Genomic DNA, 22,719 nt, shown 5'->3' with positions numbered 1-22,719 from the left:
CTCACCCCCCTCCCTAACCCTCCCCCCCAAGGGGGGAGGGAACAAAGCCAAGACCTCCGAACCCACGGCCCGTCGGCCGTCGTCGTGAAGGTCCGCCCCGTGCAGGGCGCGAAGCCCGCGTCCGCCGCCGACCTCGGCCCGCACGCGACCGCGGCGCAGAACCAGCGGCGGTGGCACCAGCTGCTTCAACAATCGACCGTCGTGCGCGAGCTAGAGAACGACGTGACGCAGCTGCTCCACCGCGAGGCCCGCATCCTCGCGAAACAGAAGCGGGGCCGGAACCTCGGCAAGGAACTGCAGGCCGTGCTCGCCGACCTCGGCCGCCTCCGCGAGGTCCACGCCGAGATCGTCCGGCAACGGGAGCAAGTCGTTGCGCTCGAAGACGCCGCCCTCGTCGCGTTCCACACCGACGCCCCGCCCGGCGACTTGCCGGACTGCCTGCGCGCTGCGGAGGCCGAATGGGACAAGCTGCTCCTCCGGCTGTACGCGCTGAACGAGCCGAAGGGTCAGCAGGTCTGCCTCCACCTGTTCGCCGAGTCGCGAACGACGCTCGCCGACCTCGTGACCGGCTACCGCGAAATCGCACGAACGCATCAGTTCGTCATGACGTGCGTCCGCTACCGGCTGCCCGGCCAGCACCCGCTGGTGAAGCACCCGGACAAACTGCCGCCGCAGGCCCACAAGGGGCACAAGGCCGAGAGCTACTGGCACGAGGACAAGCTCTTCCACAAGCGGGACTGGCCGCACAAGCTGATCCTCTGGCGCGAACCCGTCCCCGTCGGTTTCGATCCTTCCGAGAAGGACGACGTAATCGGGTTCGCGCTTCAGTTCACCGGTCCCGGCTCGCACCTGCGGTTCTCGGCGGAGGGCGGGTGGCACCAGTTCGACAAGCCGGACCGGTCGGACGCGGACACGCCGCACGCGCTGGCCTTCGCGACCTCCGACAAGCTGGAGGCGTTCGTCCCGGACGAGAGGCTGACGCGGAAGGGGGCGATCGAGGGCGACGTGGCCCGGCGGATTTTCAACCGCAAGACCGGCACGGCCCTCGACGCGGACTGGAAGAAGGTCCGGCCGACGCCGGCCCTCATGATGCCGGGCGCCGCGTTCCCGGCGGTGCTGGCCGCGGCCGTGGACCTGACCGTCCGCGTCCGGCTGACGCAGATGATCTTGGAGTGATCCGCACGAGTTCTCGGCGAGCCGAGCGGCGTAAGCCGCCGGGTGAGGGACGTTAACCCGGCGGCTTACGCCGCTCGGCTCGCTAGCCTCTGCTGAACGAGAAGCGCTGTTTTCATGCTCTTCCGCATCCCCATCGTCGTGGCGCAAACGAAGACGGGCTACGCCGCGCGCCCACTGTTCTTCGACCGCCCGGCCCGCGACGACTACAACCTCAACCGCCTCTTCACCAAGCTCAACCGCGACCTCGTCGAGCGGCTCGAATCGCTCGGCAAGGAGGCCCGACACGACGACCTCGCGACGTGGGCGTTCACCCCACCGGTCAGCGTCCACCGGCTCGCGTTGAAGACCGAACTCCGCCGCCGCGTCGCGGCCGTAAAGTACCTGGTCGTCGCCTTCGACCACCTCGGCCGGCGGCTCGCGTTCGCTACGGCCGTGCCCGACCTTTGGTTCGAGGTGCGGCGCGGCGAGAAGCTCGACGCCCGCGCCACGGAGGTGCTGACCGCGTACTGGCGCAAAGTCGAGCGCGACGCCGACGAATCGGAGACAGTGAAGCCCGAGAGCGTCGGCCTCACCGGGAAGGCGTGGGTGCAATCGCTGGACGTGTCGGCCCGCACGCGGCTGGCCGTGCCGAAGCAGCCGAAGCACCCGTTCCTCATGCTCGGCAGCGAGGGAACGCCGGACGGCGCGACGGAACTGCGCCGCGTCGGCCGCTGCCTCGACCAGCTTTATCCCGACGAACTCGACCGCGCCGTCCTCCGCGACCAGGAGGTGAAGGACCTCGCGCGGCTGCTCGATTCCCGCGACCGGCGGCCGGTGCTGCTCGTCGGCCCGCGGCAGGGCGGCAAGACGGCCGTGGTCCACGAGGCCGTCTTCCGCCGCGTGCGGGAGAGGCAGCGGAAGCACGCCCACCGCGGTAACGTCTGGCTCGTCTCCCCGCAGCGGCTCATCTCCGGCATGTCCTACGTCGGCCAGTGGGAAGGGCGGCTACTCGCGATCCTCAAGCACGCGAAGAAGCGCGGCCACGTCCTCTACTTCGACGACCTCGTCGGCCTGTTCTTCGCCGGGCAGACGAGCCAGTCGTCGCTGAGTGCCGCGATGGTGCTGAAGCCGTACCTCGAACAGCGGACCGTCCGCGTGCTGGGCGAAATCTCGCCGGAACAACTGCGGGTGTTGCAGGAGCGGGACCGCGGGTTCGCCGACCTGTTCCACGTCCTGCCGATCCGCGAGCCGACGGACGCGGACACGCTCCGCGTCCTCATCGACCAGCAGCGGCGGCTGGAAGGCAAGCACGGCTGCGCGTTCGCGCTCGACGCGCTGCCGGCCGTCATCGACCTGACCCGCCGGTACGACCGGGCCGCCGCGTTCCCCGGCAAGGCGGCCGCCATCCTCACGCGGCTGGCCGTCCGGCAGGCCGTCGCGAAGCCGGACGCGACGGAGCAGCACGGGACGCTGTTCGCGCCCCGGCCGGTCGTGAACCGCGACGCCGTGCTCGCCGACCTCGCGGCCCGCAGCGGGCTGTCGCTCGCGTTCCTCGACCCGAACCAGCGGCTCGACCGCGACGACGTGCGGGACCAACTCGCCAAGCACGTCATCGGCCAGGCGGAGGCGGTGGAGGCGCTCGCGGACGTGGTGAGCGTGGCGAAGGCCCGGCTGAACGACCCGGACCGGCCGCTCGCGTCGTTCCTGTTCCTCGGCCCGACCGGCGTGGGCAAGACGGAGTGCGCGAAGGCCGCCGCCCGCGTGCTGTTCGGCGACGCCGACCGGCTGCTCCGCATCGACCTGAACGAGTTCAACCAGCCCGGCTCCGCGGCCCGGCTCGTCGGCACGTTCGCGCAGCCGGAGGGCTTGCTCACCGCCGCCGTGCGGCGGCAGCCGTTCGCCGTCATCCTGCTCGACGAGATCGAGAAGGCCGACCGCGACGTGTTCGACGTGCTGCTGCAAGTCCTCGGCGAGGGCCGGCTGACGGACGCCCTCGGCCGGACCGCCGACTTCACGAACGCGATCATCCTCATGACCTCGAACCTCGGCGTCCGCGAGGCGGAGGGCAACCTCGGGTTCGCGGCCCCGGCCGAGCGGGACGGCACGTACACGCGGGCGGCCGAGAAGTTCTTCCGGCCGGAGTTCTTCAACCGCCTCGACCGCGTGATCCCGTTCCGCAAGCTGACGCGGGACGAGCTCGGCCGGATCGCCCGCCGGCTGGTCGGCGAGGTGCTGGCCCGCGAGGGGTTCGGGCAGCGGCAGTGCGTGATGAACGTGACGCCGGAAGCCGTCGGCCGCGTCATCGACGCCGGGTACGACCCGGCCCTGGGCGCGCGGGCGATGAAGCGGGCCGTCGAACGGGAGCTGACGAAGCCGGCCGCGGCGAGGCTCTCGGCCCTGGCCGTGGACGAGTTCACCATCGTCACCGTCCGGGCCGCTGACACCGGGCTGTCAGTGGAAGTCGGCTCCCCCGGTTTCGCGCCGAAGGTCGAGGCCGTGACCGGCCGCACCCGCGAGGAGCGGCTCGACGCTTGCCACGATTTGTTCGAGCGAATCTCGGAGCAACTCGCGGCGATCCGGCCGCGCGGCCCGCTCGGCGGGACGGTGACGCCGGAGCAGGAGCGGTACTTCGCCGTGAAGGAGCGGCTGGACGCCGTCGTGGACCGGCTCGACGCCATCGACGAGCGGGCCGAGTCGGAGCGGATGGCAAGAATCGAGGGCCTGAGTTCGATGGGCCTCGGCCGCCGGCCGCGGTACCGGATCGTTCCGGACCCGAAGAATTTCAAGTCGGACGGCCACATGGTCCTGCGGATTCTCCTCTCGGCGACCGGGATGGAGGAGGCCGTCGAGGAACTGTTCGCGAACGCGCAGTCGATCGAGGAGGACGCCGAGATAGTGGAAGTCGAGCAGCAGCTGGCCCTCGCCAGGATGATGGCGACCGCCCCGGCCGACGACCGGCCGACGTACTTTCTCATCCGCGACTTCGGCGGCGGCGACCAGGCGAAGTACCTCGTCCGGTACTACCAGGACGCATGGACGGCGGCCCTCGGCGTCGAGGTGAAAACCCTCCCCCAACCGGCGGGCGCGAAGGACTACGCGATGTCCGTCTCCGGCGTCCACGCCCGAGCGCTGGCGATCACGGAGGCCGGCACGCACCTGTTCCTGCCGCGGCACGGCGGTCCGGTCCCGGTGCGCGTGGACGTGGTCGATTCGCCGGCGGCGACGCCGTCGGACCCGCACGCCTTCGGCCTGATCGTGCGGCTGTACCCGGAGAACAAGCCGATGATCGACGTGCGGACCGGGCTGGTGGTGACCGTCCCGTACACGACCGAGGCGTTCCAGGCGTTCACCCTCGCGGCGCTGCCGCGATAGTAGTAGGCACACTCCGTGTGCCGTCTCCTTCCTGCCGCGGTGAGTTCATCCGAGTCACTGCGACCGACAGCAAACGGCACACGGAGTGTGCCTACTACTTTGGGCCGCCTGCTAGAATGTCGCCACCCCTCGGAGACGGCCATGACCGCGGTTCCGAAACGCAAGCTGACGGCGGCCGAGTACTTGGCCCTCGAGCGGACGGCCGCGGTCAAGAGCGAGTTCTTCGACGGCGAGATGTTCGCGATGGCCGGGGCCAGCCGCGAGCACAACCGGGTGAAGGAGAACCTCGCCATCGAAATCGGCAGCCGAATCAAAGGCGGCCGGTGTCAGTCGTTCTCCAGCGACCAGCGGGTCTTAATCCCGAGTACCGGGCTGTACGCCTACCCGGACGTGGTGATCGTTTGCGGCGAGCCGGAGTACGCGGACCACGACCGCGACACGTTGACGAACCCCCGCGTCCTCGTCGAGGTGCTGTCGGACTCGACGGAGCGGTACGACCGGCGGACGAAATTCCGACACTACGAGCAACTGCCGTCGTTCCAGGAGTACGTCCTCGTCGCGCAGGACGAGCCGCTGGTCGAGCGGTACGTCCGGCAGCCGGACGGGACGTGGGTGTTCCGCGCGTTCACCGAGCTGGCCGACACGTTCGCCCTCGCCACCGTGCCGGCCGAGGTCCCGATGGCGGACGTGTACCGCGGCGTGACGTTCCCGCCCGCCCCGCCCCCGCCGCAACGCCCGTAGCCCATGCCCAAACCCACCCGCCTCCAGTGGGGCTTGATCGCCGCGGCCGTGCTCGTCCCGGCCGCCGTCGGCGTCGCGCTCGTCGCCGTCCCCGCGCCAACGCTGCCGACGCACGTTAGCCCCGTCTCGCACTTCCCGCCGTGCCCGCTGCCGTTCGCGAGGCAGACGCTCGGCCCGGAGCCGGGGCTGCGGCCGCGGATCACGAACGTCCGCATCGCCGACCTGGACCGCGACGGCCGGCTCGACGTGCTGGCGTGCGACGCGGAGCGGAACCGTATTTTCTGGTACCGCTCGCTCGGCAACGGCCAGTGGGACGAAGTTTCCCTCGGCGACGAGGTGAGCGCCCCCGCCGCCGCCACGCCGGCGGACCTCGACGGCGACGGCGACTCGGACGTGATCGTCGCCGTCCTCGACAGCGTGCTGCCGACGGACGAGCGGGTCGGCCGGGTCGTGTGGCTGGAGAACGCGGGCGGGAAGTTCGTCAACCGCGTGCTGCTGGAGAACGTCCGCCGCGTGTCTGACGTGCAGGCCGCGGACCTCGACGGCGACGGCGACACCGACCTCGCGGTGGCCGTGTTCGGCTACCACCACGGCGAAATCCTCTGGCTCGAAAACGTGGGCGGCGGCCGGTTCCGCGACCACCAACTGCTCGCCACCGACGGCCCGTCGCACGTCCCGATCGCCGACTTCACCGGTGACGGCAAGCCGGACATCGCCGCCCTCGTGTCGCAGGAACACGAAGAGGTCTGGGTGTTCGAGAACGGCGGGAAAGGGCGGTTCCATCCCCGCCGCGTGTTTCAATCGTTGAACTTCGACCTCGGCGGCGTCGGCCTCGTGCCGACGGACCTCGACCGCGACGGCAAGCCGGACCTGCTGCTCGCGGCCGGGGACAACCTGGAGGTGAACCGCCACTACCCGCAGCCGTGGCACGGCTGCGTCTGGCTACGGAACGTGGGGGATGGCAAGTTCGAGCCGACGCGGATCGCGAGCGTCGGCGGCGTGTACGGGGCGGCGGCCGCGGACTTCGACGGCGACGGCGACGTGGATGTCGTGCTCGCCTGCATGTTCAACGACTGGCACCGGGCCTGGGCCGCCGGCCTCGTGCTGCTGACGAACGACGGGCGGCAGAACTTCACGCCGACGACCATCGCCGACCGGCCGATCAACCTCGCGACCGTCGCGGCCGGCGACCTGACCGGCGACGGCCGGCCGGACATCGTCGCCGGGGCGCTGAACCTGTACACGCCGGACGCCCGCGACCGCGTCGGCCGGCTGACGCTGTGGGTCGCGGGGGGCCAGCCGTGACCCGCGCCCTCGCCCTTGCAATCGCGGCCGAGCTGCTCGTCGGCGGGTGGCTGGTGTGGCGGCACGTCCACGCCCTTCACCCCCCCGTCCCGGACCCGTCCGCCGTCGATGCGGTCACGGCCGCCGAGTTCCGCGACCTCGCCGCCGCCGCGACCACGGCCGACGGCTGGGGGAACCTCGGCGAGGCGTACCTGGCGACCGGCTTCTACCCGGAGGCCGCGGCGTGCCTGACCCGCGCGGCCGCGCTCGACCCGACGGCCGACCGGCACTTCAAGCACGCCTTCGCGCTGGAACGGCTCGGGTTACTGGAAGATGCGAACGCGGAATACCGGGCCGCGGCCGCGGCGAACCACCCGCGGGCGAAGGATTGCTGGTACTACGTCGGCCGGAACCACCTGAGACTGGAGAATGCGGCCGCCGCGGCGGAAGCGTTCGCGAAGGCGCAGCCGCTGCCCGGCGCGCGGTTCGAGTTGGCGCGCCTCGCCGGGCAGGCGGACGCCGAGGCCGGCCGGTTGGCGACCGAGTTCCCGACGGCCTACCCGCCGGTCGCGCTGCGGCTGCGGCTCGCGGTCCTTCGGAACGAGAATACGACCGCACTGGCGGACGCCTTCGCCCGGCGGCCGCGGCCGCTGCCGACGCCGTTCGACGCGGAGGTCGATTGGGTGATGGGCCGGGCGAGCGGCGTCGGCCACGCCCGGCTGTTCCGCGACGCCGGCCGCGACCTCCAGGCCGGCCGCGCGGCCGCGGCCGAGGAGAAATTGCGGGCCGCGCTCGCCGCCCGGTGGGACCCGGAGGTCGCGGACAAGCTGGCCGACGTGCGGTTCGCCCAGGGTGATCGGGCGGAGGCGTTGCGCATCCTCACGGAGGTCGTGGACCGCGGCGGGCCGACGGCGCAATCCCTCTGGCGGCGCGGCCAGGCCGAGGAAGCGGGCGGGCAACTTCAGCAAGCCGTCGCAACCTGGGAGCGGGCCGCCGCCCTCGCGTCCGGGCCGGGCGGCCGCGACCTGCTCCAGGACCTAGCCGCGGCCCACGAGCGGCTCGGCGACAAGGAGAAGGCGAAGCGTTACCCCGCGCGGGCGCACCTCGCCGCCGGGATCGCGGCCGTGGACGCCGGCCGTTGGGACGAGGCGACGACGGCCCTCGGCCACGCGACGGAAGCCGACCCGGCGTCCGCGAACGCCTGGTTCGAGCTGGCCGAGGCCCACCGCCTCGCCGGCCGCCCGGCCGACGCTCGCGCTGCCTACGAGCGATGTTTGAAGCTGAACCCGGACCACGGCCGCGCCGCCCGCGCGGTGAGGTTGCTCCCGCAGCCGCGAGGCGTCATAATTCTGGATACACCCGCACGGGAGATGGTCATGGCGACCGCGACGGCCGAGAAGTTCATGACGGTGGACGAGTTCCTGGCCTTGCCCGAGGACAAGAGCAAGCGGCGGATGCTGATCCGCGGCAAGCTCTGGGAGCGCGAAATCATGACCAAGCGGAATCGCGTCCACAGCCGGTTAATGGTTCGGGTCAGTTACCTTTTGGAAGGCTGGTTGGAGAAGCAACCGGACCCACGGGGCGAAGTCGCGTGCGGGGAAGTCGGGGCGATCCTCAACCGCGAGCGCGGAACGACCGTCGGCATCGACGTGGCGTACTTCGGTCCGGACGTGACGACGAACGAGGACACCGGCACGACCCTCTACGACGGCCCGCCGGAACTCGCGGTCGAAATTCTTTCGCCGAGCAACACGCAGGACGAGGTGATGAACAAGGTCGAAGACTACCTCGCGTGCAACGTCCCGCTGACGTGGGTGATCGAGCCACGACACCGGACCGTCACCGTCTACCGGCCGGACGCGGAGCCGGTGTTGTTCAACGTCACGCAAACGCTCGCCGGCGACGCCGCCCCGCCGGGCTTCTCCTGCCCGGTCGCGGACCTCTTCCGCTGACACTTCGGCTACAATCCCTTCATCATGTGGCCGACCCCCGAACAGACCGACAAGCTCCTTTCCGCCGCCGAGAGGCAGGCCGCCGGCGCGGCCGACGCGCTGCTCGGCGAGTTCCGCGAGCCGCTCCGCCGGATGATCGGCCTGCGGCTCGACCCGGCCCTCGCCAAGCGGGTGGACGCGTCCGACATCGTCCAGGACGTGCTCCTCGAAGCCAACCAGCGGCTGGCCGAGTACCTGAAGAAGCCGGACATGCCGTTCCACCTCTGGCTGCGGCACCTGGCCCAAGACCGGATCATCGACACGCACCGCCGCCACCGGCTCGCCCAACGGCGGAGCATCGACAAGGAGCAGGCGATCGACCGCCCGGCGTGGGCCGACGAGTCGTCGGTTTCCTTCGCGCAGCAGTTCGTGGACACGGAGCGGACGCCGGCGAGCGAGGCGATCCAGAAGGAGCTGCAGCGGAAGCTGGCCGACGCGGTGAACGCGCTGGAGGACGACGACCGCGAGATCATTCTGATGCGGCACCACGAGCTGCTGTCGAACCAGGAGGTGGCGGCGGCCCTCGAGCTGACGGAAGCGGCCGCGAGCATGCGCTACCTCCGGGCCGTGCGGCGGCTGAAGGCGGCCCTCGTGCCGGACGGGGCCAAGTCCGAGGAGGAGTGACGATGTTTCGTACGCCGACGGTCGAAGCGTTCGCCGGCGAGCCGGCCGTTCGGAAGCTCCTGCATTTCGTCCTGCTGATGGCGGCCCGCGACCGGGCCAGAGCCTTCCGGTTCGAGCCGAGCAGCGCGCTGTTACAGATGTGGTACTGTTGTCCCTCGGAGGAAGGAACCCTGTCTTGGTACACGCTGGTTCCGGTGGAATCCCCGGCACTCTGGGAGCAATTAGTGGCGGTCTTTCGCGAGACGTGTGAATTCCTGCCGCTGCCCGGATGGTTCGACGAACGGGACCGGGGCCTGTTCGCGCGATTCGGCGGACTCTTCGGCAAGAAGACCCCGACGAGCGAGGCATACCCGCATTGCACGACGTTGGTTCACCAGATCGGAACGTATCGGGACGAGTGGTCGCTGCTACTCGACACGCGACGGTCCATCCCGTCGGCCTTGTTGATCCCGATGTCCGAACGCCCGGATTCCGACACGGCCGGTGACTTGCTGACCAAGTTGCTCGGACGCGACGGCACGGTCGAACTGTAGACGCAGGGAAGCCGGCCGATGATCTCCCTTGTCCGCCGTCACTTCCCTTCGGGCGTGGATTGGCCCTGGAACTGACTCGCTTTTTCGATCGGAAGGCCCCGCACTTCTTCAAAGATCAACTGTCCGATCGGCATGTTCGGCCGGAGGAGGAACGGCACCGGGCCGAGGTTGATGATCTCCAACGTGATCGTCCCCTCGAACCCCGGATGGATCGTCGGGGCGGTGAAGTGAACCAACAGCCCGGTCCGGGCGCGACTGCTCTTCCCCTCGAACCGGGCGGCGTAACACACGCCCTCGCTCACGTTTTGTGCGTGCTTGATCGGGAGCGATAATTTTTCGACCGTCCGGCCCAGGACGAACTTGCTCGGGGCGAGGGCGTACCCGTTGTCGCCGATGACGTGCTTGCCCGAGACGCGGGCCACGAACTCGGAGAACCGTAAGCCCTCGCTCGGCCCGTCGAGGTCGAAACTGTACGTCCCGGCCTGGGGGATCGAGAGGTTCGGCGAAAGGCGGACGTCGACGGAGTGCGTGTCGAACGGCGACTCCTGGCCCGGCTCGTTCAGCCGCGGCAGCGGCTCGGGCACGATGACGATCCGCCCCGCGTCCAGGGCCTTGTAGATTTCGATGTTCGCGAGGATCATGCGGGCGACGCCTCGGTCCGACCGGCCGCTCAGTTCGCGAGTTGGTCGTCGCGGACGGTGATGAAGTACCCGTTCTCGAACGTCTGTTGCGGCAGCTTCACGAGGACGAGGTTCCCCTTCTTCTCGTAGACCGTGACGCGGACGAGGGCCTCGCCGCGGTCTGCCCCCTCCAGGCTCTGAACCGTTTGCTGCGGGGCGAACAGGGAAAACGGGCGGCCGTCGTGCTTCGTGCCGCCGACGGCGAACTCGTCCGGGAACTGGCCGGGGCCGATCCGGCAGCGCAACCACGCTTGCATCGGGACACCTTCCGTGGAGGTCCGATTCTGTTGTTCGAGGAGGTTATGTGTCATGATTCAGGAGTGTTGTCTACGCCAGTCTCGGGGGCGATGTACGTTGTACAGTATACCCGACGCCGAACGGCGTCGAGAAATCTTCGGCCCGAGCGGGTGACGATCCTTGTCCTCCTCCTCCGTACAACTCGCCGACCCCGACGAGCGCCTCGCGGCGCTGCTCGCCGCCCTCGGCGACGACGCCCGCGCCGGCCGCACGCCGGACGTGGCCGCCGCCGCCGCCGCCAACCCGGACCTCGCGGCCGAACTCCGCGAGCTGTGGGCCATCGCCCAGTTCGCGGACCTCGCCCGGTCCACCGCCACCATTCCCTTCACGCCGCCATCCACCGACACCACGCCGGCCGTCCTGCCCCGCGACTTCGGCGACTTCGAGCTGCTCGCCGAACTCGGCCGCGGCGGCATGGGCGTCGTCTACAAGGCGAACCAGAAGTCGCTCAACCGGACCGTCGCGCTGAAGATGGTCCGCGAGGCGCACCTGGCGTCCGACGCCGACCGCGCCCGGTTCCGGGCCGAGGCCGAGGCCGCGGCCCGGCTGAAGCACCCGAACATCGTCACCGTCCACGAGGTCGGCACGGCCGACGGGCAGGCGTACCTGTGCATGGAGTACGTGGCCGGGTGGACGCTCGCCGAGCGGCTGACGAAGCACGGCCCGCTCGCCCCGCGGGACGCCGCCCGGCTCGTCGCCGCCATCGCGCGGGCCGTCCAGCACGCCCACGACCAGGGCATTCTGCACCGCGACTTGAAGCCGTCGAACATCCTGCTGGGAGGAAAATCCGAAATCCGAAGTACTGCGGGAAAGCACGAAATCCGAAGTCCGAAATCCGAAAGGAAAACGGAGGCCGAGTCGGGCATTTCTCTTCTTTCGGATTTCGGACTTCGGATTTCGGATTTCTCCCCGAAGGTGAGCGACTTCGGCCTCGCCAAGCGAATCGACGCCGGCGCGTCGTTGACCCGGACCGGGGCGATCGTCGGCACGCCGAGCTACATGGCCCCGGAGCAGGCGACCGGGCGGAAGGACCTGACGCCGGCCGCCGACGTGTACGCCCTCGGCGCGATCCTGTACGAGCTGCTCACCGGCCGGCCGCCGTTCCGCGCGTCGTCCGCGTGGGACACGATCCTGCTCGTGCTGGAACAGGAACCCGTCCCGCCGCGGAGCCTGATCCCGACGCTCGACCGCGACATCGAGCTGATCTGTTTGAAGTGCCTGCAGAAGCCCGTGGGGCTGCGGTACGAGTCGGCCCAGGCGCTGGCGGACGACCTCGAAGCGTACCTGACGGGCGAGGCGATCTCGTCCCGGCCGAGCGGGATCGGGTACGTCGTGTCGCGGCTGCTGCGGGAGACGCACCACGCCGAGGTACTGGAAAACTGGGGCGTGCTGTGGATGTGGCACAGCCTCATGATCTTCCTCTTGTGCCTCGTCACGCAGGTCATGTCGTGGGCCGGCGTCGAGTCGCACCTGTACTACCTGCTGACGTGGGGCGTCGGGTTGGCGACGTGGGGAACGATCCTGTGGAAGCTCCGCCGCCGGGCCGGGCCGGTGCTGTTCGTGGAGCAGCAGATCGCGCACGCGTGGGCGGCCGGGGTGTTCGCGAGCATCGCGATGTTCGTGATCGAGGTCGTCGCGGAGCTGCCGGTGCTGAAGCTCTCCCCGGCCATCGCGGTCGCGGCCGGGATGGTGTTCGTGTTCAAGGCCGGCATCCTGTCCGGGCGGTTCTACATCTACGCGGCGCTGACGTTCGCCGTGGCCGTGCTGATGGCCGCGGTCCCGCGGTACGCGCACCTGATGTTCGGCGTCGTGTCGGCGGTGTCGTTCTTCGTGCCGGGGTTGAAGTACTACCGCCAGCGGAAGCGGGCGGTGCAGCTAACGGCGGCGAGCCGAACGCCGTCAGGAGTCGGGTAACGCGCCCCACCCGGCGGCTTACGCCGCTCGGCTCGCCGCTACACTAACGCCATGCCTCTCCTCGTCCTCGCGCTCGTCGCGCTCCTCGGCTTCGGGTTCGTGTGGCTGCTGTTCGGCGTCGCCCGCGCCGCGCCGCCGTACCGCGCCGACGGCGACACCCTCACGTTCCGCCACGGGAAGCTACTGCGGCTCTTCGCGGTCGTCGTCTTCTTCGCCGCCCCGCTCGTGTTCGGGCTGTGGCTGCTGTTCTTCCCGCCGCGGTCGAACGCCACGCTGTTCCCGATCATCGTCGCGGCCGCCGTCCTCGGCGTCGCCGGGGTTCTGCTCGTGTGGGAGGCGTTCAAGTTCCAACTCACCACGTCGCCGGCCGGCCTCGACTGCCGCTCGCCGTGGAAGGGGAAGTTCGCGCACCCGTGGGAGCAGGTGACGGTCCTCGAATACTCGGCGCTCAACGCATGGTTCGTGCTGAAGTTCGCGGGCGGGAGCGAGTTCCACGTCCCGACGCTCGTGCCCGGCGTGGCGCGGTTCCTCGAAGCGTGCGAGCGGCGGCTGAAGCCGGAGCAGATGGCGAAGGCGAAGCGCGGCTACCGGACCGTCGGGCGGAAGTGGCCGTTCGGCCCATAGTAGTAGGCACACTCCGTGTGCCGTCCGCTGAGTGTCGCAGCGACTCGGACGAACTCACCGCGGCAGGAAGGAAACGGCACACGGAGTGTGCCTACTACTATGTGCGGAACCTTCCGGGTTCCTGTAAAATCTAATCATCATGACGCACCCCACCCCCGACCGCCGCCGGTTCATCCGGGCCACCACCGTGGCCGCGGCCCTCACGCTGTCCGCCGACAGCTACGCGAAGGTCCCCGGCGCGAACGACCGGCTCGGCGTCGCGTTCCTCGGCTGCGGGGCACGCGCACAGGCGCACATCAACCTGATCCTCAAGCTCGGCCCGACGCACGGCGTCGTTCCCGCCGGCGTGTGCGACGTGTGGGACGGCCTCGACGAGGAGTACGCCCACACGTTCGCCGGGACCACGACGACCCGCCGGTACTCGCAGGGCCTCTACCCGTCGGCCGCGAAGTGCGGGTTCGCCGCGAACGACAAGGACCGGGTGGTGAAGGACTACCGCCGACTGCTCGACCGCAAGGACGTGGACGTGGTGTGCGTCAGCACGCCGGACCACTGGCACGCGCGGCAGACGCTCGACGCGCTGGCGGCCGGGAAGGACGTGTACGTCGAGAAGCCGATGGCCCGCACCCCGACGGAGGCGGTCGCCGTGACGGACGCGGCCGCGAAGGCGAACCGCGTGGTCGTCGTCGGCGTGCAGGGCCTCGCCGACCCGGCCTGGCGGACGGCGAACGACCTGATCCGCAAGGGCGACCTCGGCCACATCGCGCAGTTGCAAGCCGGCGCGTTCCGCAACGACGCCCGCGGCCAGTGGCGGTTCTACCGCACGGTCGAGCAGATGAACTCGAAGACGGTCGCGTGGGATCTGTTCCTCGGCCACCGGTTCGACGTGAACGGCGTGAAACTCGGCCCGCCGCCCGGCGCGATGCCGTTCGACCGCGGCACGTTCGCCCAGTGGCGGTGCAAGTCCGCGTTCAGTAGCGGCCCAATCTCGGACCTGTTGATTCACCCGGCGACGAAGCTGCTGGCCGCGAGCGGGCTGCGGTTCCCGCACCGGGTCGTCGGCGCGGGCGGGCTGTTCCTCGAGCGCGACGGCCGCGACGTCCCGGACGTGGCGACGGTCGTGGCCGACTTCACCGAAGGAACACAGATGCTGCTCACCGCGACGACGATCAGCGGCTACCCGCTGGAGGAAGTGATCCGCGGCCGGCACGGGAACGTGAAGTTCGTGAAGGGCGGCGTCCACCTGTACCGGGACGACCCGGCGAAGGCCGGCGTCCTCCCGCAGCGGCACGACAAGCCGCTGGAGCCGACGGAGCGCTTCAGCGTGGACGCGCCACGGAACGAGACGGAGGCGCTGTGGACGCACTTCCTGGACTGCGTGCGGAAGCGGAGCCGGGACACGCTCTGCCCGCCGGACCTGGGGGCCGCGGCCGTGACGCTGCTCGCGATGGGCTGGGACGCGAGCCGCCTGGGGATGGCGCTGACGTGGGACCGCGACCGCCGCGAGGCGAAGCCGATGGGGATCGGGGTCTGAATTGGGAGGGAATGAACATGACGGCGAAACTCTTAACGGCCCGCGTCGGACCGGACGGCGTCCTGCGGCTCGAAGTGCCTATGGGGGAGCATTTGGCGAATTGCGAGGTTGACATCGCAGTCGCCCAGTACAAAATCCCGGAAACGGACGAGGAAAAGCAGGCCGTCGCCCGCGGGCTGGCCGGGTCGATCACCGATCCGAATTTCGTCCGCCCCCCTCAGGGTGAATTGCAGGAGCGGGATCCGTTGTGACGCACCTGCTCGACACGAACGCCTGGATCGCGTACATCCGCGGGAAGAACACGCAGCTCATCGCCCGAGTCAATTCCCACCCGCCCGCGAACCTCGGCCTCTCGACCATCGCCCTCGGCGAGTTGATGTATGGGGCCTACCACGGCGACCCCGCATACTTGGCGAAAAGCCTCTTCGCGGTCGGGCAGTTACGTCGGACGTTCCGGCTCGTGCCGTTCGGCGAGGATTGTGCGGACCACTTCGGCCAGATTCACGCCTACCTGAGCGGCATCGGCCAGAAGATCGGCTCGAACGACACCCTCATCGCCGCCACCGCCCGCGCCCACGGCCTCACACTGGTGACGCACAACACCAATGAATTTAGCCGCGTGCCGGGCTTGAAACTCGAGGACTGGCAGATTCCGTAGGCCCTCGTGTACTTCCACACAGGAACTTCCAACCGTGACGGCGGCCTCTGAGTGCTGCGTGCTGAACGGCGGCAGCGGGGCGTGGGCGTTCGCCGCGATGGCCGAACGGCTCGGCCGGGCGCTGTGGCTCGACGTGTCCGATGTCCCACGACGGACGAACTACTTGTTGTTCGCCGACGAGTGGAACCCGACCGACGGGGTGGAATCGTTCATCCCGTATCCTTCCATTCAAATCGCGGCGGACAAGCGGCGGCTGGCCGATGTTTTCACCGCGGCCGGAGTGCCGATTCCCGAAACGCGACTGCTCGGGACGTTGGCCGAGGCCGAGGAACTGATTCGAGAGAACCCGGACCGGGCGTGGTGCGTCAAGTTCCCGACCGGGTGCGGGGCGTCCGGCCACCGGCGGCTGACGCCGGGGTTGGGGTTGCCGAGGAGTTGGCCCCGCCCGCTCGTGGTCCAGGAATTCATTCGACTCGACCGGCCCGAGGTGTACCGTACCTACGCCGCCGGTGGCGAGCCGTTCGGTTGGGTCGTCCGTCGGTTCCCGGAGGGCGTGCGGCCGTCGCCGTGGGTGGCCCACGCCCGCGGGGCGCGGTACGAGGCGGCCGGCGAGGCCCCCGCCGAGGCGACCGTCGCCGCCCGCGCGGCGCTGGCGGCCGTGGGGCTGCTCGACTCGTTCGGTTGCGCCGACTTGCTCCGGCGGCCGACCGGCGAGTGGGTCGTGCTGGAAGTCGGCACGGACGGGCTTTTCAACCACGTCGACCGCGACCTCGGCCTGCCGGCGTTGGAACGCGAGATCGACCGGCGAATCGCCGAGGCGTTCTGGTCGCGGCTCGGCGGACGGCCGTGGGGGTTCGGCGAGTGGTTCCCCCGGCCGACCGTGCCCGAACTCGACTCGTGATGTCACTCCTTCAGCACCGCCGCCAGCGCCGCCCGCATCTTCGCCTCGCTGCCCTCGGCCACCCAGCACCAGTCGGTCAGGTTCGCGTCGCTCTCCTTCCACGCCCGCTCGATGGGAATGTAGCCGGGACCGCACTCGCCGTACCCGGCCACGATCACGGTGGAATTCGGCCGCAGTTCCTGGGCGGCGAGTTGGAACTCGACGTAGGACTCGGCCGGCAGCAGCAAGTACTGGACGACGCCGAAATCGAGGACCGGCACGTCGATGGGTCGGCCCGCGTCGCACCGCCGCTTCCAGCTCAGGCCGAGCGCCGCGAGGCAGCGGTCGAACGGCCGCGGGCCGGCCGTCAGCCGCTTCAGCAGTTCGTCCTCGGAGAACCCGGCCGACTTCCGCGGCTCGAGCGTCAGCGTCGTGGACCGGAACGCCATCTGAATCGGGTGCTTCTTGGTCGTGGCCCACGCCGCCTTCATCGCGTCGTACACCCGGCCGGCGAGGACCGGGCGGTTGTCCGGCGAGCCGTCGTTGTATTTCCCGGCCGTCACGTTGCCGCTGCACCCGGACGCGTACATCTGGGGCGTGCCCGGCGTGTCCGCCTGCCGTCGCTTGCGGGCTAGCCCGACGAAGTCGGCCGTCACCGCGCCCTTGCCGTAGAAGCTCATCGGGTGCGTCGCGTAGGCACTCAGGGCGACCAGCGGCGTGTCCCCGTTCCACAGCGAGAGCGTCTTCAGCCACGGGTCAATCGTCCCCTCCTCGGCGGCGCGGGTCGCCTCGTCGCGGGTCGCGCTCGTGCGGTTGTAGAACGGCTTCCCGTCGCGGACGTACCGCCGGTTCGACGCGACCTTCTCGACCCGCGCCGTGCCGACGCCGACGTGCGTGATCGGCTTCAGATTCGCCAGTGAATCCTTTGCCGCCTTCGCGACGCGCTGGACGGCCTTCTCGTGGAAGGCGAGGTCGCAGACGCTCGCACCGGCCTTGTGCTTCTCCAAAAGTTCTTGCGCCTCCAGGTCGGCGATCGGCGCGTCGTGCTGGTGGTTGGCGTTCAGCAGCACGCGAACCGGATCGGTCCCCACGGCGTCGGCGACGGCCTTCCGCCACCGGTCGTAGGCCCCGTTGCGGATCTCGCACCAGTCCGCGGTGACGACGGCGACCGGCTTCCCCATGCCCGTGAGGACGAACCCGTGGGCGAACAGCGGGTCGAGGACTTCCTTGACCGGGGCGATGCCGCCGCCCATGCACGGGTGGCCGACCGGCGGCGTGACCTCGGCCTCGAACGTGCTGACGTGCAGCTGCGGGTCCGCGGCACGCGCGACGAGCGGCAGGGCGGCGGCAACGGCAAGGGCTTCGCGGCGGGTAAGCATGACGGCGTCCTTGAAGGAAGGTGTCGCGAGTGTACCCGTCGAGCGCGAACGGGGCAATCGGCGAGCGGCGGGGTTTAACCCCGCCGGCCTTTCTGCGAGAATGCCCCAGGGTGCAACCGGAGGAGAGCCGTGCGAAGTCTCGTTGTGGTGGTGCTGCTCGCGGTCGCGGTCCCGGCCGCCGACCCGCCGGCCGCGCCGGTGGTGGCGAAGCTGCCGGCCGCCGCCGCCGTGCTGTGGCTGCCGGGGAACGAGCACGTCGCGACGGCGGACGAGCGAACCGTCCGCGTCTGGGATTGGGCGAAGCAGAAGGAAGTCGCCGCGATGCCGCGGCCGACGGATGCCGGCCGCTTGTCGGCTGTGTTGCTGGCCCGCTGCGCCGACGGCCGGCGAATCGCCGTCCTCGAGGGCGACCGACTCCTGCGCGTCTGGGACCGCACCACGAACGACGTGAAGGCGTTCCCCGTCGGGCACGTCGCGCCGCCGGCGAAGGGCATCCTTCGCATCGCCTTCGCCCCGGACGGCAACACGCTCCGCGTCCTCACCGACCGGCACGTCCTGCAAAGCATCGGCGCGGACGGCAAGGCGGCGGACCCGCCGGTGCAGATGCCGACGCAGTTCGGCACGGGCGAGCGGGCGCTCATCCGCGACGAGGCCGTCGTTTCGCCCGCGGCCGGCGTCGGCGTCGCGTACTACGAGGGGTTCGAGTTGGACGAGGTCCGCGTGTGGGACTACCGGGCGAACGCCGTGCGGACGACGCTGGAACTCCGCGAGAACAGCCGGCCGTACCCGTGGGCGATTTCGCCGGACGGCCGCACCGTCGTCATGGTCGATCACCGCCAGGCCCGCCCGGACCGGATCGGCGTCTACGACACGGACTCGCTCCAACCGCTGTTCTCGACCAACCTGTCGAAAGACTGGAAGGTCCCGCCGTTCCGCGGGTTCTCACCGGACGGCCGGCTGTTCGCGCTCGAAACGTCGTTGAAGCCGGAAACCGTCACGATCCACGACGCGCGGTTCGGCCAACCGCTCGCCCGCGTCGTGAGCGAGGACGAGGCGGCCGACTCGCGGGTCGTCATCTCCGACGACGGCCGGAGAGTCGCCCTCATCCGGCGGGGCGGCCAAACCCTTATTCACGACCTCCGCGCTGCCCTCGACCCGACGCCGCCGGCAACGCTCGACGCGGCCGCGTGCTGGAATGATCTTGTGTCGCCGGACGCGACGACGGCGCTCCGGGCCGCGTACCGCCTCGCCGACCACCCGACCGCGGCGATGAAACTCATCCGCGAGAAGCTGAAGCCGGTCGCGTCGCCGACGGCCGCGGACGTGACGGTGCTGGTGAAGGCGCTGAGCGCCCCGGCGTTCGCGGAGCGGCAGGCGGCGGCGAAGAAGCTGGCGGTCGTCGCCGACGCGGCCGCGGCGGAGTTGAAGCAGGCGGCGGCGAAGGACGCGTCGCCGGAGGCGGCCGAGGCGATCAAGACGCTGCTCGAAACGGCGGCCCGCTCGCGGCGGAAGCTGGAGGGCGACTACCTGCGGGCGTACCGGGCCGTGCAGGCGCTGGAGATGATCGGCCCGCCGGCGGCGGACGCGCTGAAGGAGTACGCCGCCGGCGCGAAGGGGGCGTTCCTGACGCAAGAGGCGGCCGCCGCGCGGGGGCGGATGAAGTAGGTCGGCCGAGCCGAGGCCGACCACCTCCCTCGCACCGGGACCGTTCTACCGTATCGACGGCGAGCGTCGCGGCGTGAGCGCGACGTGCCTCCGCGTGCCCGAGGCACGTCGCGCTCACGCCGCGACGCTCGCCGTTGCAATGCGTTGATGTTACGGATGCGTGAAGGTGGTCGGCCTCGGCTCGGCCGACCTACGGAAATCCCCGCATGATCTCGTTCGTCATCCCCGCGCACAACGAGGAGCGGAACGTCGCCGCTACCATCGACTCCGTGACCGCGGCGGCCCGCGCCGTCGGTGAGCCGTTCGAGGTCGTCGTCGTCGATGACGCGTCCACCGACCGCACGGCCGCCGTCGCGGCCGACCGCGGGGCGGCCGTCATCGCCGTCAACAACCGGCAGATCGCCGCCACCCGCAACGCCGGGGCGCGGGCCGCGACCGGCGACGTGCTGTTCTTCGTGGACGCGGACACGCTCGCGAACCCGGCGGCCGTGCGGGCCGGGCTGCGGGAACTGCGGCGCGGGGCCGTCGGCGGCGGGTGCGTGTTCACGTTCGACGGCCGGCTGCCGTTGTGGGCCGCCTGCGCGTACCCGGTCGCCGTCTTCTTCGCCCGGTTCCTGAAGCTGCTCGGCGGGTGCTTCCTGTTCTGCACCCGCGAGGCGTTCGACGCCGTCGGCGGGTTCGACGAGACGTACTTTGCGGCCGAGGAAGCCGTGTTCATCGCGGCGCTGAAGAAGCGCGGCCGGTTCGCCGTCCCGGTCCCGACGGTCGTGACGTCCGGCCGGAAGCTGCGGGCGTTCTCCGTGTGGCAAATCTTGGACGTCGCGTGGCGGTGGGCGATCCTCGACCCGCACACCCTCCGCCGCCGCGAGGGGCTGGACGTCTGGTACGGCCCGGCCGCCCGCGACCCCTTACCGAAAGTCGAACCCACCCCATGAGCGTGTTCCAAGAAATCGGCCGGACGCTTCAGGAGGAATTCTCCGACCTCCCGAGCGCGGCCCAGGTCACCCGCGTGACGATCCGGCTGACGCTGGCGGCCGTCCTCGGCGGCGTGCTGGGGTACGAGCGGGAGTCGAAGGGGAAGGCGGCCGGGATGCGGACGCACATGCTCGTCGCGCTCGGGGCGGCGCTGTTCGTGCTCGTGCCGCAGCAGGCCGGCGTGTCGGACGCCGACCTGACGCGGGTGCTGCAAGGGCTGGTCGCCGGCGTCGGGTTCCTGTGCGCCGGGAGCATCATCAAGGGGAACTCGGACGAGAGCGTGAAGGGGCTGACGACGGCCGCCGGCATCTGGCTGACGGCCGCCATCGGCGTGGCCGCCGGCCTGGGCCGCGAGGCCACGGCCGTGCTCAGCACGGCGCTGGCGGTGGGCATCCTGGCCGGGCTGCCGCGGCTCGCCCGGTGGACCGAGCCGCCGAACGGGGCGGGCGGGCCGGCGGCCCCCGGGACCGCGGGCGTCCCGCCCGCTTCGCCCCCCACCGCTAAAGACTGATCCCCGTGGCCGGGGGAGGTGGTCGGGCGGGACGCCCGCGGTCCCAGGTATCACCGGCCCGACCTCGGCGAACATACCGTGCGCGTTCACTCCAGCACGTGCCGCCGGACCTGCCACGGGGACTTCGTCGCGTCCACGACCACCAGCGTCTTCCCGCGGAACGCCGGCCCCAGCCACGCCTTCACGTCCGCGTCGGTCAGCCGCTCCAGTTCCGGGAACGTCGGCGGCCGACGGCCGGAGTAGCCGTTCACCACCGGCACGTCCGCGAGCATCCCGGCCCACATCGCCACGAGCGACGGGTAGAGCGGGTGCTCGTCCTCCGGGATCGTGTAGTACGCCACGTCCGCCCCGCGGAACCGCTCGGCCGCCCGCGCCGCGACCCCGTACACGTCCGCCTTGTCGAAGCTCTCCCCGTCGTGCCCGGTCTGCTCGAACGCCACCACGCCGACGGCCACGGCGAACGCGACGAACCGGGCCGGCCCGGCGCGGAGCCGGCCCTGCACCCAGAGCGTGAACCCGATCAGCACGGCCGGGATGAGGAACAGGTAGATCACCATCTGCACCCGGCCGACGGCGCGGATGCCGAGGCCGCCCGGCGCGAGCCGCAGCACCCACCACGCGGACACCCCGGACCCGTAGTTGAGCGTCAGCAGCAGCAGCCCGAGCGCCGCCAGGAACCCGGCCGTCGCGAGGCGGGCGGCGGGTTCCAGTTCGACCGCGTGCCGCCGCGCCCGCACGGCCACGGCCGCCGCGAGCAAGAGGAAGTAAAACCCGAACCCGCTGAAGAAGAACGTCTCCGTGCCGACGAGGCTACGGACGCCGCGGACGGTGTGATACCACCGCGAGTCCGGCGGCCCGGCGAAGAGCGACCAGACCGTCGGCATGTGCTCGACGCAGTCGTCGTAGGCCCGGCCGAAGTCGTAGTTCGCCAGGAAGTACGGCATCAGGAACGCGACGAAGATCATTCCCCAGCACGCGACGACGCCGAGCGCCCGCCACCGCCTCAGGCGCTCCCGCAGCTCCGGCCCCGTGCCGTTGACCCAGACCGCGACGGGGACGAACACGCCGAGGCCGAACGTCAGGAACCAGCCGGCGTTCACGCACGTCAGCGTTTGCAGGAACAGGAAGAGGAACACGCGGTTCAGCCGCCGGGCCGACGGGTCGCGGGCGAACTGCCAGGCGCACGCGGCGGCCGCCGGCATCCAGAACCGGGCGATGAGCTGCTGGTGGTTCAGCTGCGCCTGCACCGGCAGCCCGAACGCCCACAGGAACCCGCCGAGCGCGACGAGCAGGTGCGGCAGCCGCTCGCCGGCTCGAATTCGGACGCACGCCAGCACGGCCGACATCGCGGCGTAGTTCAGCCCGCTCAACACCATCATCCAGACCTGGTACGCGAGGTCCGTCGGAAGGACGGTGCGGAGGCCCCAGTAGACGGGGGCGACGCCGAGCATGTTCTCGGAGTAGCTCATTACCAGCGTCGTCGGGTAGTAGAACGGCGGCGACCAGAGCGTGTGCGGGTACGTTGGATCGCTGACGACCCGCCAGGTGTGTTCGAGGATGTAGTGGTTGAGGACGGTGTCGCCGGGGTCGGTCTGCATCCGGGCGAAGTTGCTGTCGAGCGTGGGGCGGAAGGCCGCGTACGTGCCGACGGCGAGGGCCGCGAGGTGCAGGACGACCAGAGCGGGGAGGCGCATGACGGTGTGATACGACGCCGCAACCGAAGTGGAAATTGCCGGGGGATCGGGTAACTTCAAGGGGAAGCACGCATAGTAGTAGGCACACTCCGTGTGCCGTCGCGGAATCGAGTCTTCGAGATTCCGCGAAACCTTCCCGCCGGCAAACGCTTTCGCGAATTCTCGAAGACTCGAATTCGCGACGGCACACGGAGTGTGCCTACTACTA

The 22,719-nt window shown here is 70.3% G+C and carries 20 protein-coding genes; 16 read left to right on the top strand and 4 right to left on the bottom strand.

The features are described 5' to 3' along the window. The 7 genes from AC5JJ2_RS22090 to AC5JJ2_RS22060 form a co-directional block, all read left to right on the top strand. Nucleotides 1-1,176, top strand: a 1,176-nt coding sequence (locus AC5JJ2_RS22090; protein WP_495860204.1) for a hypothetical protein, incomplete at its 5' end; no start/stop codon positions are given. 114 nt (nucleotides 1,177-1,290) lie between these two features. After that, nucleotides 1,291-4,527 (top strand): AAA family ATPase, encoded by a 3,237-nt coding sequence (locus AC5JJ2_RS22085; protein ID WP_495860203.1) that lies wholly within the window; start codon nucleotides 1,291-1,293, stop codon nucleotides 4,525-4,527. Between the two features lie 141 nt (nucleotides 4,528-4,668). Further along, nucleotides 4,669-5,268 (top strand): Uma2 family endonuclease, encoded by a 600-nt coding sequence (locus AC5JJ2_RS22080; protein WP_495860202.1) that lies wholly within the window; start codon nucleotides 4,669-4,671, stop codon nucleotides 5,266-5,268. Nucleotides 5,269-5,271: 3 nt separating this feature from the next. Then, entirely contained in the window at nucleotides 5,272-6,573 is a 1,302-nt protein-coding gene (locus tag AC5JJ2_RS22075) for an FG-GAP repeat domain-containing protein (protein WP_495860201.1), read from the top strand. After that, entirely contained in the window at nucleotides 6,570-8,504 is a 1,935-nt protein-coding gene (locus tag AC5JJ2_RS22070; RefSeq protein ID WP_495860200.1) for a Uma2 family endonuclease, read from the top strand. Before AC5JJ2_RS22075 ends, AC5JJ2_RS22070 begins: the two co-directional genes overlap by 4 nt. Nucleotides 8,505-8,528: 24 nt before the next feature. Continuing rightward, entirely contained in the window at nucleotides 8,529-9,167 is a 639-nt protein-coding gene (locus AC5JJ2_RS22065; RefSeq protein ID WP_495860199.1) for a sigma-70 family RNA polymerase sigma factor, read from the top strand. A gap of 2 nt (nucleotides 9,168-9,169) precedes the next feature. Then, complete coding sequence (locus AC5JJ2_RS22060) at nucleotides 9,170-9,700, top strand: hypothetical protein (protein ID WP_495860198.1); 531 nt, start codon at nucleotides 9,170-9,172, stop codon at nucleotides 9,698-9,700. 38 nt (nucleotides 9,701-9,738) lie between these two features. Here the strand turns inward: AC5JJ2_RS22060 and AC5JJ2_RS22055 are convergent, their stop codons facing one another. Together AC5JJ2_RS22055 and AC5JJ2_RS22050 are read right to left on the bottom strand one after the other, a co-directional pair. Further along, on the bottom strand, nucleotides 9,739-10,341 hold the full coding sequence (locus tag AC5JJ2_RS22055; protein ID WP_495860197.1) for a dCTP deaminase: 603 nt from the start codon (nucleotides 10,339-10,341) through the stop codon (nucleotides 9,739-9,741). Between the two features lie 29 nt (nucleotides 10,342-10,370). After that, nucleotides 10,371-10,637: a hypothetical protein gene (locus tag AC5JJ2_RS22050; protein WP_495860196.1), complete on the bottom strand. Its 267-nt coding sequence runs from the start codon at nucleotides 10,635-10,637 to the stop codon at nucleotides 10,371-10,373. Between the two features lie 160 nt (nucleotides 10,638-10,797). On the opposite strand from AC5JJ2_RS22050, the gene AC5JJ2_RS22045 reads away from it, so the two are divergent. From AC5JJ2_RS22045 to AC5JJ2_RS22020, 6 genes are all read left to right on the top strand, one after another. Next, complete coding sequence (locus tag AC5JJ2_RS22045) at nucleotides 10,798-12,591, top strand: serine/threonine-protein kinase (protein WP_495860195.1); 1,794 nt, start codon at nucleotides 10,798-10,800, stop codon at nucleotides 12,589-12,591. Between the two features lie 51 nt (nucleotides 12,592-12,642). Further along, nucleotides 12,643-13,215 carry a hypothetical protein gene (locus AC5JJ2_RS22040; RefSeq protein WP_495860194.1) on the top strand — a complete coding sequence of 191 codons (573 nt, stop codon included), beginning with the start codon at nucleotides 12,643-12,645 and terminating at the stop codon, nucleotides 13,213-13,215. Between the two features lie 139 nt (nucleotides 13,216-13,354). Then, nucleotides 13,355-14,749, top strand: coding sequence for a Gfo/Idh/MocA family protein (locus AC5JJ2_RS22035; RefSeq protein WP_495860193.1), 1,395 nt, complete (start codon nucleotides 13,355-13,357; stop codon nucleotides 14,747-14,749). Nucleotides 14,750-14,766: 17 nt separating this feature from the next. Beyond that, the gene (locus AC5JJ2_RS22030; RefSeq protein ID WP_495860192.1) at nucleotides 14,767-15,000 is read left to right on the top strand and encodes a hypothetical protein; all 234 of its coding nucleotides are present in this window, start codon (nucleotides 14,767-14,769) and stop codon (nucleotides 14,998-15,000) included. Next, on the top strand, nucleotides 14,997-15,407 hold the full coding sequence (locus tag AC5JJ2_RS22025; protein ID WP_495860191.1) for a type II toxin-antitoxin system VapC family toxin: 411 nt from the start codon (nucleotides 14,997-14,999) through the stop codon (nucleotides 15,405-15,407). Before AC5JJ2_RS22030 ends, AC5JJ2_RS22025 begins: the two co-directional genes overlap by 4 nt. Nucleotides 15,408-15,441: 34 nt before the next feature. Continuing rightward, nucleotides 15,442-16,308, top strand: a complete 867-nt coding sequence (locus AC5JJ2_RS22020) for an ATP-grasp domain-containing protein (protein WP_495860190.1) — start codon at nucleotides 15,442-15,444, stop codon at nucleotides 16,306-16,308. 2 nt (nucleotides 16,309-16,310) lie between these two features. Here AC5JJ2_RS22020 and AC5JJ2_RS22015 read toward each other — a convergent pair whose 3' ends face one another. Then, nucleotides 16,311-17,666, bottom strand: a complete 1,356-nt coding sequence (locus tag AC5JJ2_RS22015; RefSeq protein ID WP_495860189.1) for a hypothetical protein — start codon at nucleotides 17,664-17,666, stop codon at nucleotides 16,311-16,313. A 129-nt stretch (nucleotides 17,667-17,795) separates the two neighbouring features. On the opposite strand from AC5JJ2_RS22015, the gene AC5JJ2_RS22010 reads away from it, so the two are divergent. The 3 genes from AC5JJ2_RS22010 to AC5JJ2_RS22000 all read left to right on the top strand — a co-directional run bounded on the left by AC5JJ2_RS22010 (nucleotide 17,796) and on the right by AC5JJ2_RS22000 (nucleotide 20,817). Continuing rightward, nucleotides 17,796-19,331 carry a WD40 repeat domain-containing protein gene (locus tag AC5JJ2_RS22010; RefSeq protein ID WP_495860188.1) on the top strand — a complete coding sequence of 512 codons (1,536 nt, stop codon included), beginning with the start codon at nucleotides 17,796-17,798 and terminating at the stop codon, nucleotides 19,329-19,331. Nucleotides 19,332-19,537: 206 nt separating this feature from the next. Next, on the top strand, nucleotides 19,538-20,266 hold the full coding sequence (locus AC5JJ2_RS22005; protein WP_495860187.1) for a glycosyltransferase: 729 nt from the start codon (nucleotides 19,538-19,540) through the stop codon (nucleotides 20,264-20,266). A gap of 2 nt (nucleotides 20,267-20,268) precedes the next feature. After that, nucleotides 20,269-20,817: an MgtC/SapB family protein gene (locus tag AC5JJ2_RS22000; protein WP_495860205.1), complete on the top strand. Its 549-nt coding sequence runs from the start codon at nucleotides 20,269-20,271 to the stop codon at nucleotides 20,815-20,817. A gap of 86 nt (nucleotides 20,818-20,903) precedes the next feature. Here the strand turns inward: AC5JJ2_RS22000 and AC5JJ2_RS21995 are convergent, their stop codons facing one another. Beyond that, nucleotides 20,904-22,511, bottom strand: coding sequence for a hypothetical protein (locus AC5JJ2_RS21995; RefSeq protein WP_495860186.1), 1,608 nt, complete (start codon nucleotides 22,509-22,511; stop codon nucleotides 20,904-20,906). Between the last annotated feature and the right edge of the window lie 208 nt (nucleotides 22,512-22,719).

The organism is Limnoglobus sp., assembly GCF_059499385.1.
The sequence above is the reverse complement of the archived record's forward strand: the minus strand, read 5'-3'. Positions and strand labels throughout refer to the sequence as shown.

What these genes read in the sequence shown, in the direction of transcription:
- AC5JJ2_RS22050 (WP_495860196.1), bottom strand. Translation starts at nt 10,637, where the DNA reads ATGCAAGCGTGGTTGCGCTGCCGGATCGGCCCCGGCCAGTTCCCGGAC.
- AC5JJ2_RS22055 (WP_495860197.1), bottom strand. Translation starts at nt 10,341, where the DNA reads ATGATCCTCGCGAACATCGAAATCTACAAGGCCCTGGACGCGGGGCGG.
- AC5JJ2_RS22035 (WP_495860193.1), top strand. Translation starts at nt 13,355, where the DNA reads ATGACGCACCCCACCCCCGACCGCCGCCGGTTCATCCGGGCCACCACC.
- AC5JJ2_RS22005 (WP_495860187.1), top strand. Translation starts at nt 19,538, where the DNA reads ATGATCTCGTTCGTCATCCCCGCGCACAACGAGGAGCGGAACGTCGCC.
- AC5JJ2_RS22085 (WP_495860203.1), top strand. Translation starts at nt 1,291, where the DNA reads ATGCTCTTCCGCATCCCCATCGTCGTGGCGCAAACGAAGACGGGCTAC.
- AC5JJ2_RS22075 (WP_495860201.1), top strand. Translation starts at nt 5,272, where the DNA reads ATGCCCAAACCCACCCGCCTCCAGTGGGGCTTGATCGCCGCGGCCGTG.
- AC5JJ2_RS22065 (WP_495860199.1), top strand. Translation starts at nt 8,529, where the DNA reads ATGTGGCCGACCCCCGAACAGACCGACAAGCTCCTTTCCGCCGCCGAG.
- AC5JJ2_RS22080 (WP_495860202.1), top strand. Translation starts at nt 4,669, where the DNA reads ATGACCGCGGTTCCGAAACGCAAGCTGACGGCGGCCGAGTACTTGGCC.
- AC5JJ2_RS22030 (WP_495860192.1), top strand. Translation starts at nt 14,767, where the DNA reads ATGACGGCGAAACTCTTAACGGCCCGCGTCGGACCGGACGGCGTCCTG.
- AC5JJ2_RS22060 (WP_495860198.1), top strand. Translation starts at nt 9,170, where the DNA reads ATGTTTCGTACGCCGACGGTCGAAGCGTTCGCCGGCGAGCCGGCCGTT.
- AC5JJ2_RS22040 (WP_495860194.1), top strand. Translation starts at nt 12,643, where the DNA reads ATGCCTCTCCTCGTCCTCGCGCTCGTCGCGCTCCTCGGCTTCGGGTTC.
- AC5JJ2_RS21995 (WP_495860186.1), bottom strand. Translation starts at nt 22,511, where the DNA reads ATGCGCCTCCCCGCTCTGGTCGTCCTGCACCTCGCGGCCCTCGCCGTC.
- AC5JJ2_RS22015 (WP_495860189.1), bottom strand. Translation starts at nt 17,666, where the DNA reads ATGCTTACCCGCCGCGAAGCCCTTGCCGTTGCCGCCGCCCTGCCGCTC.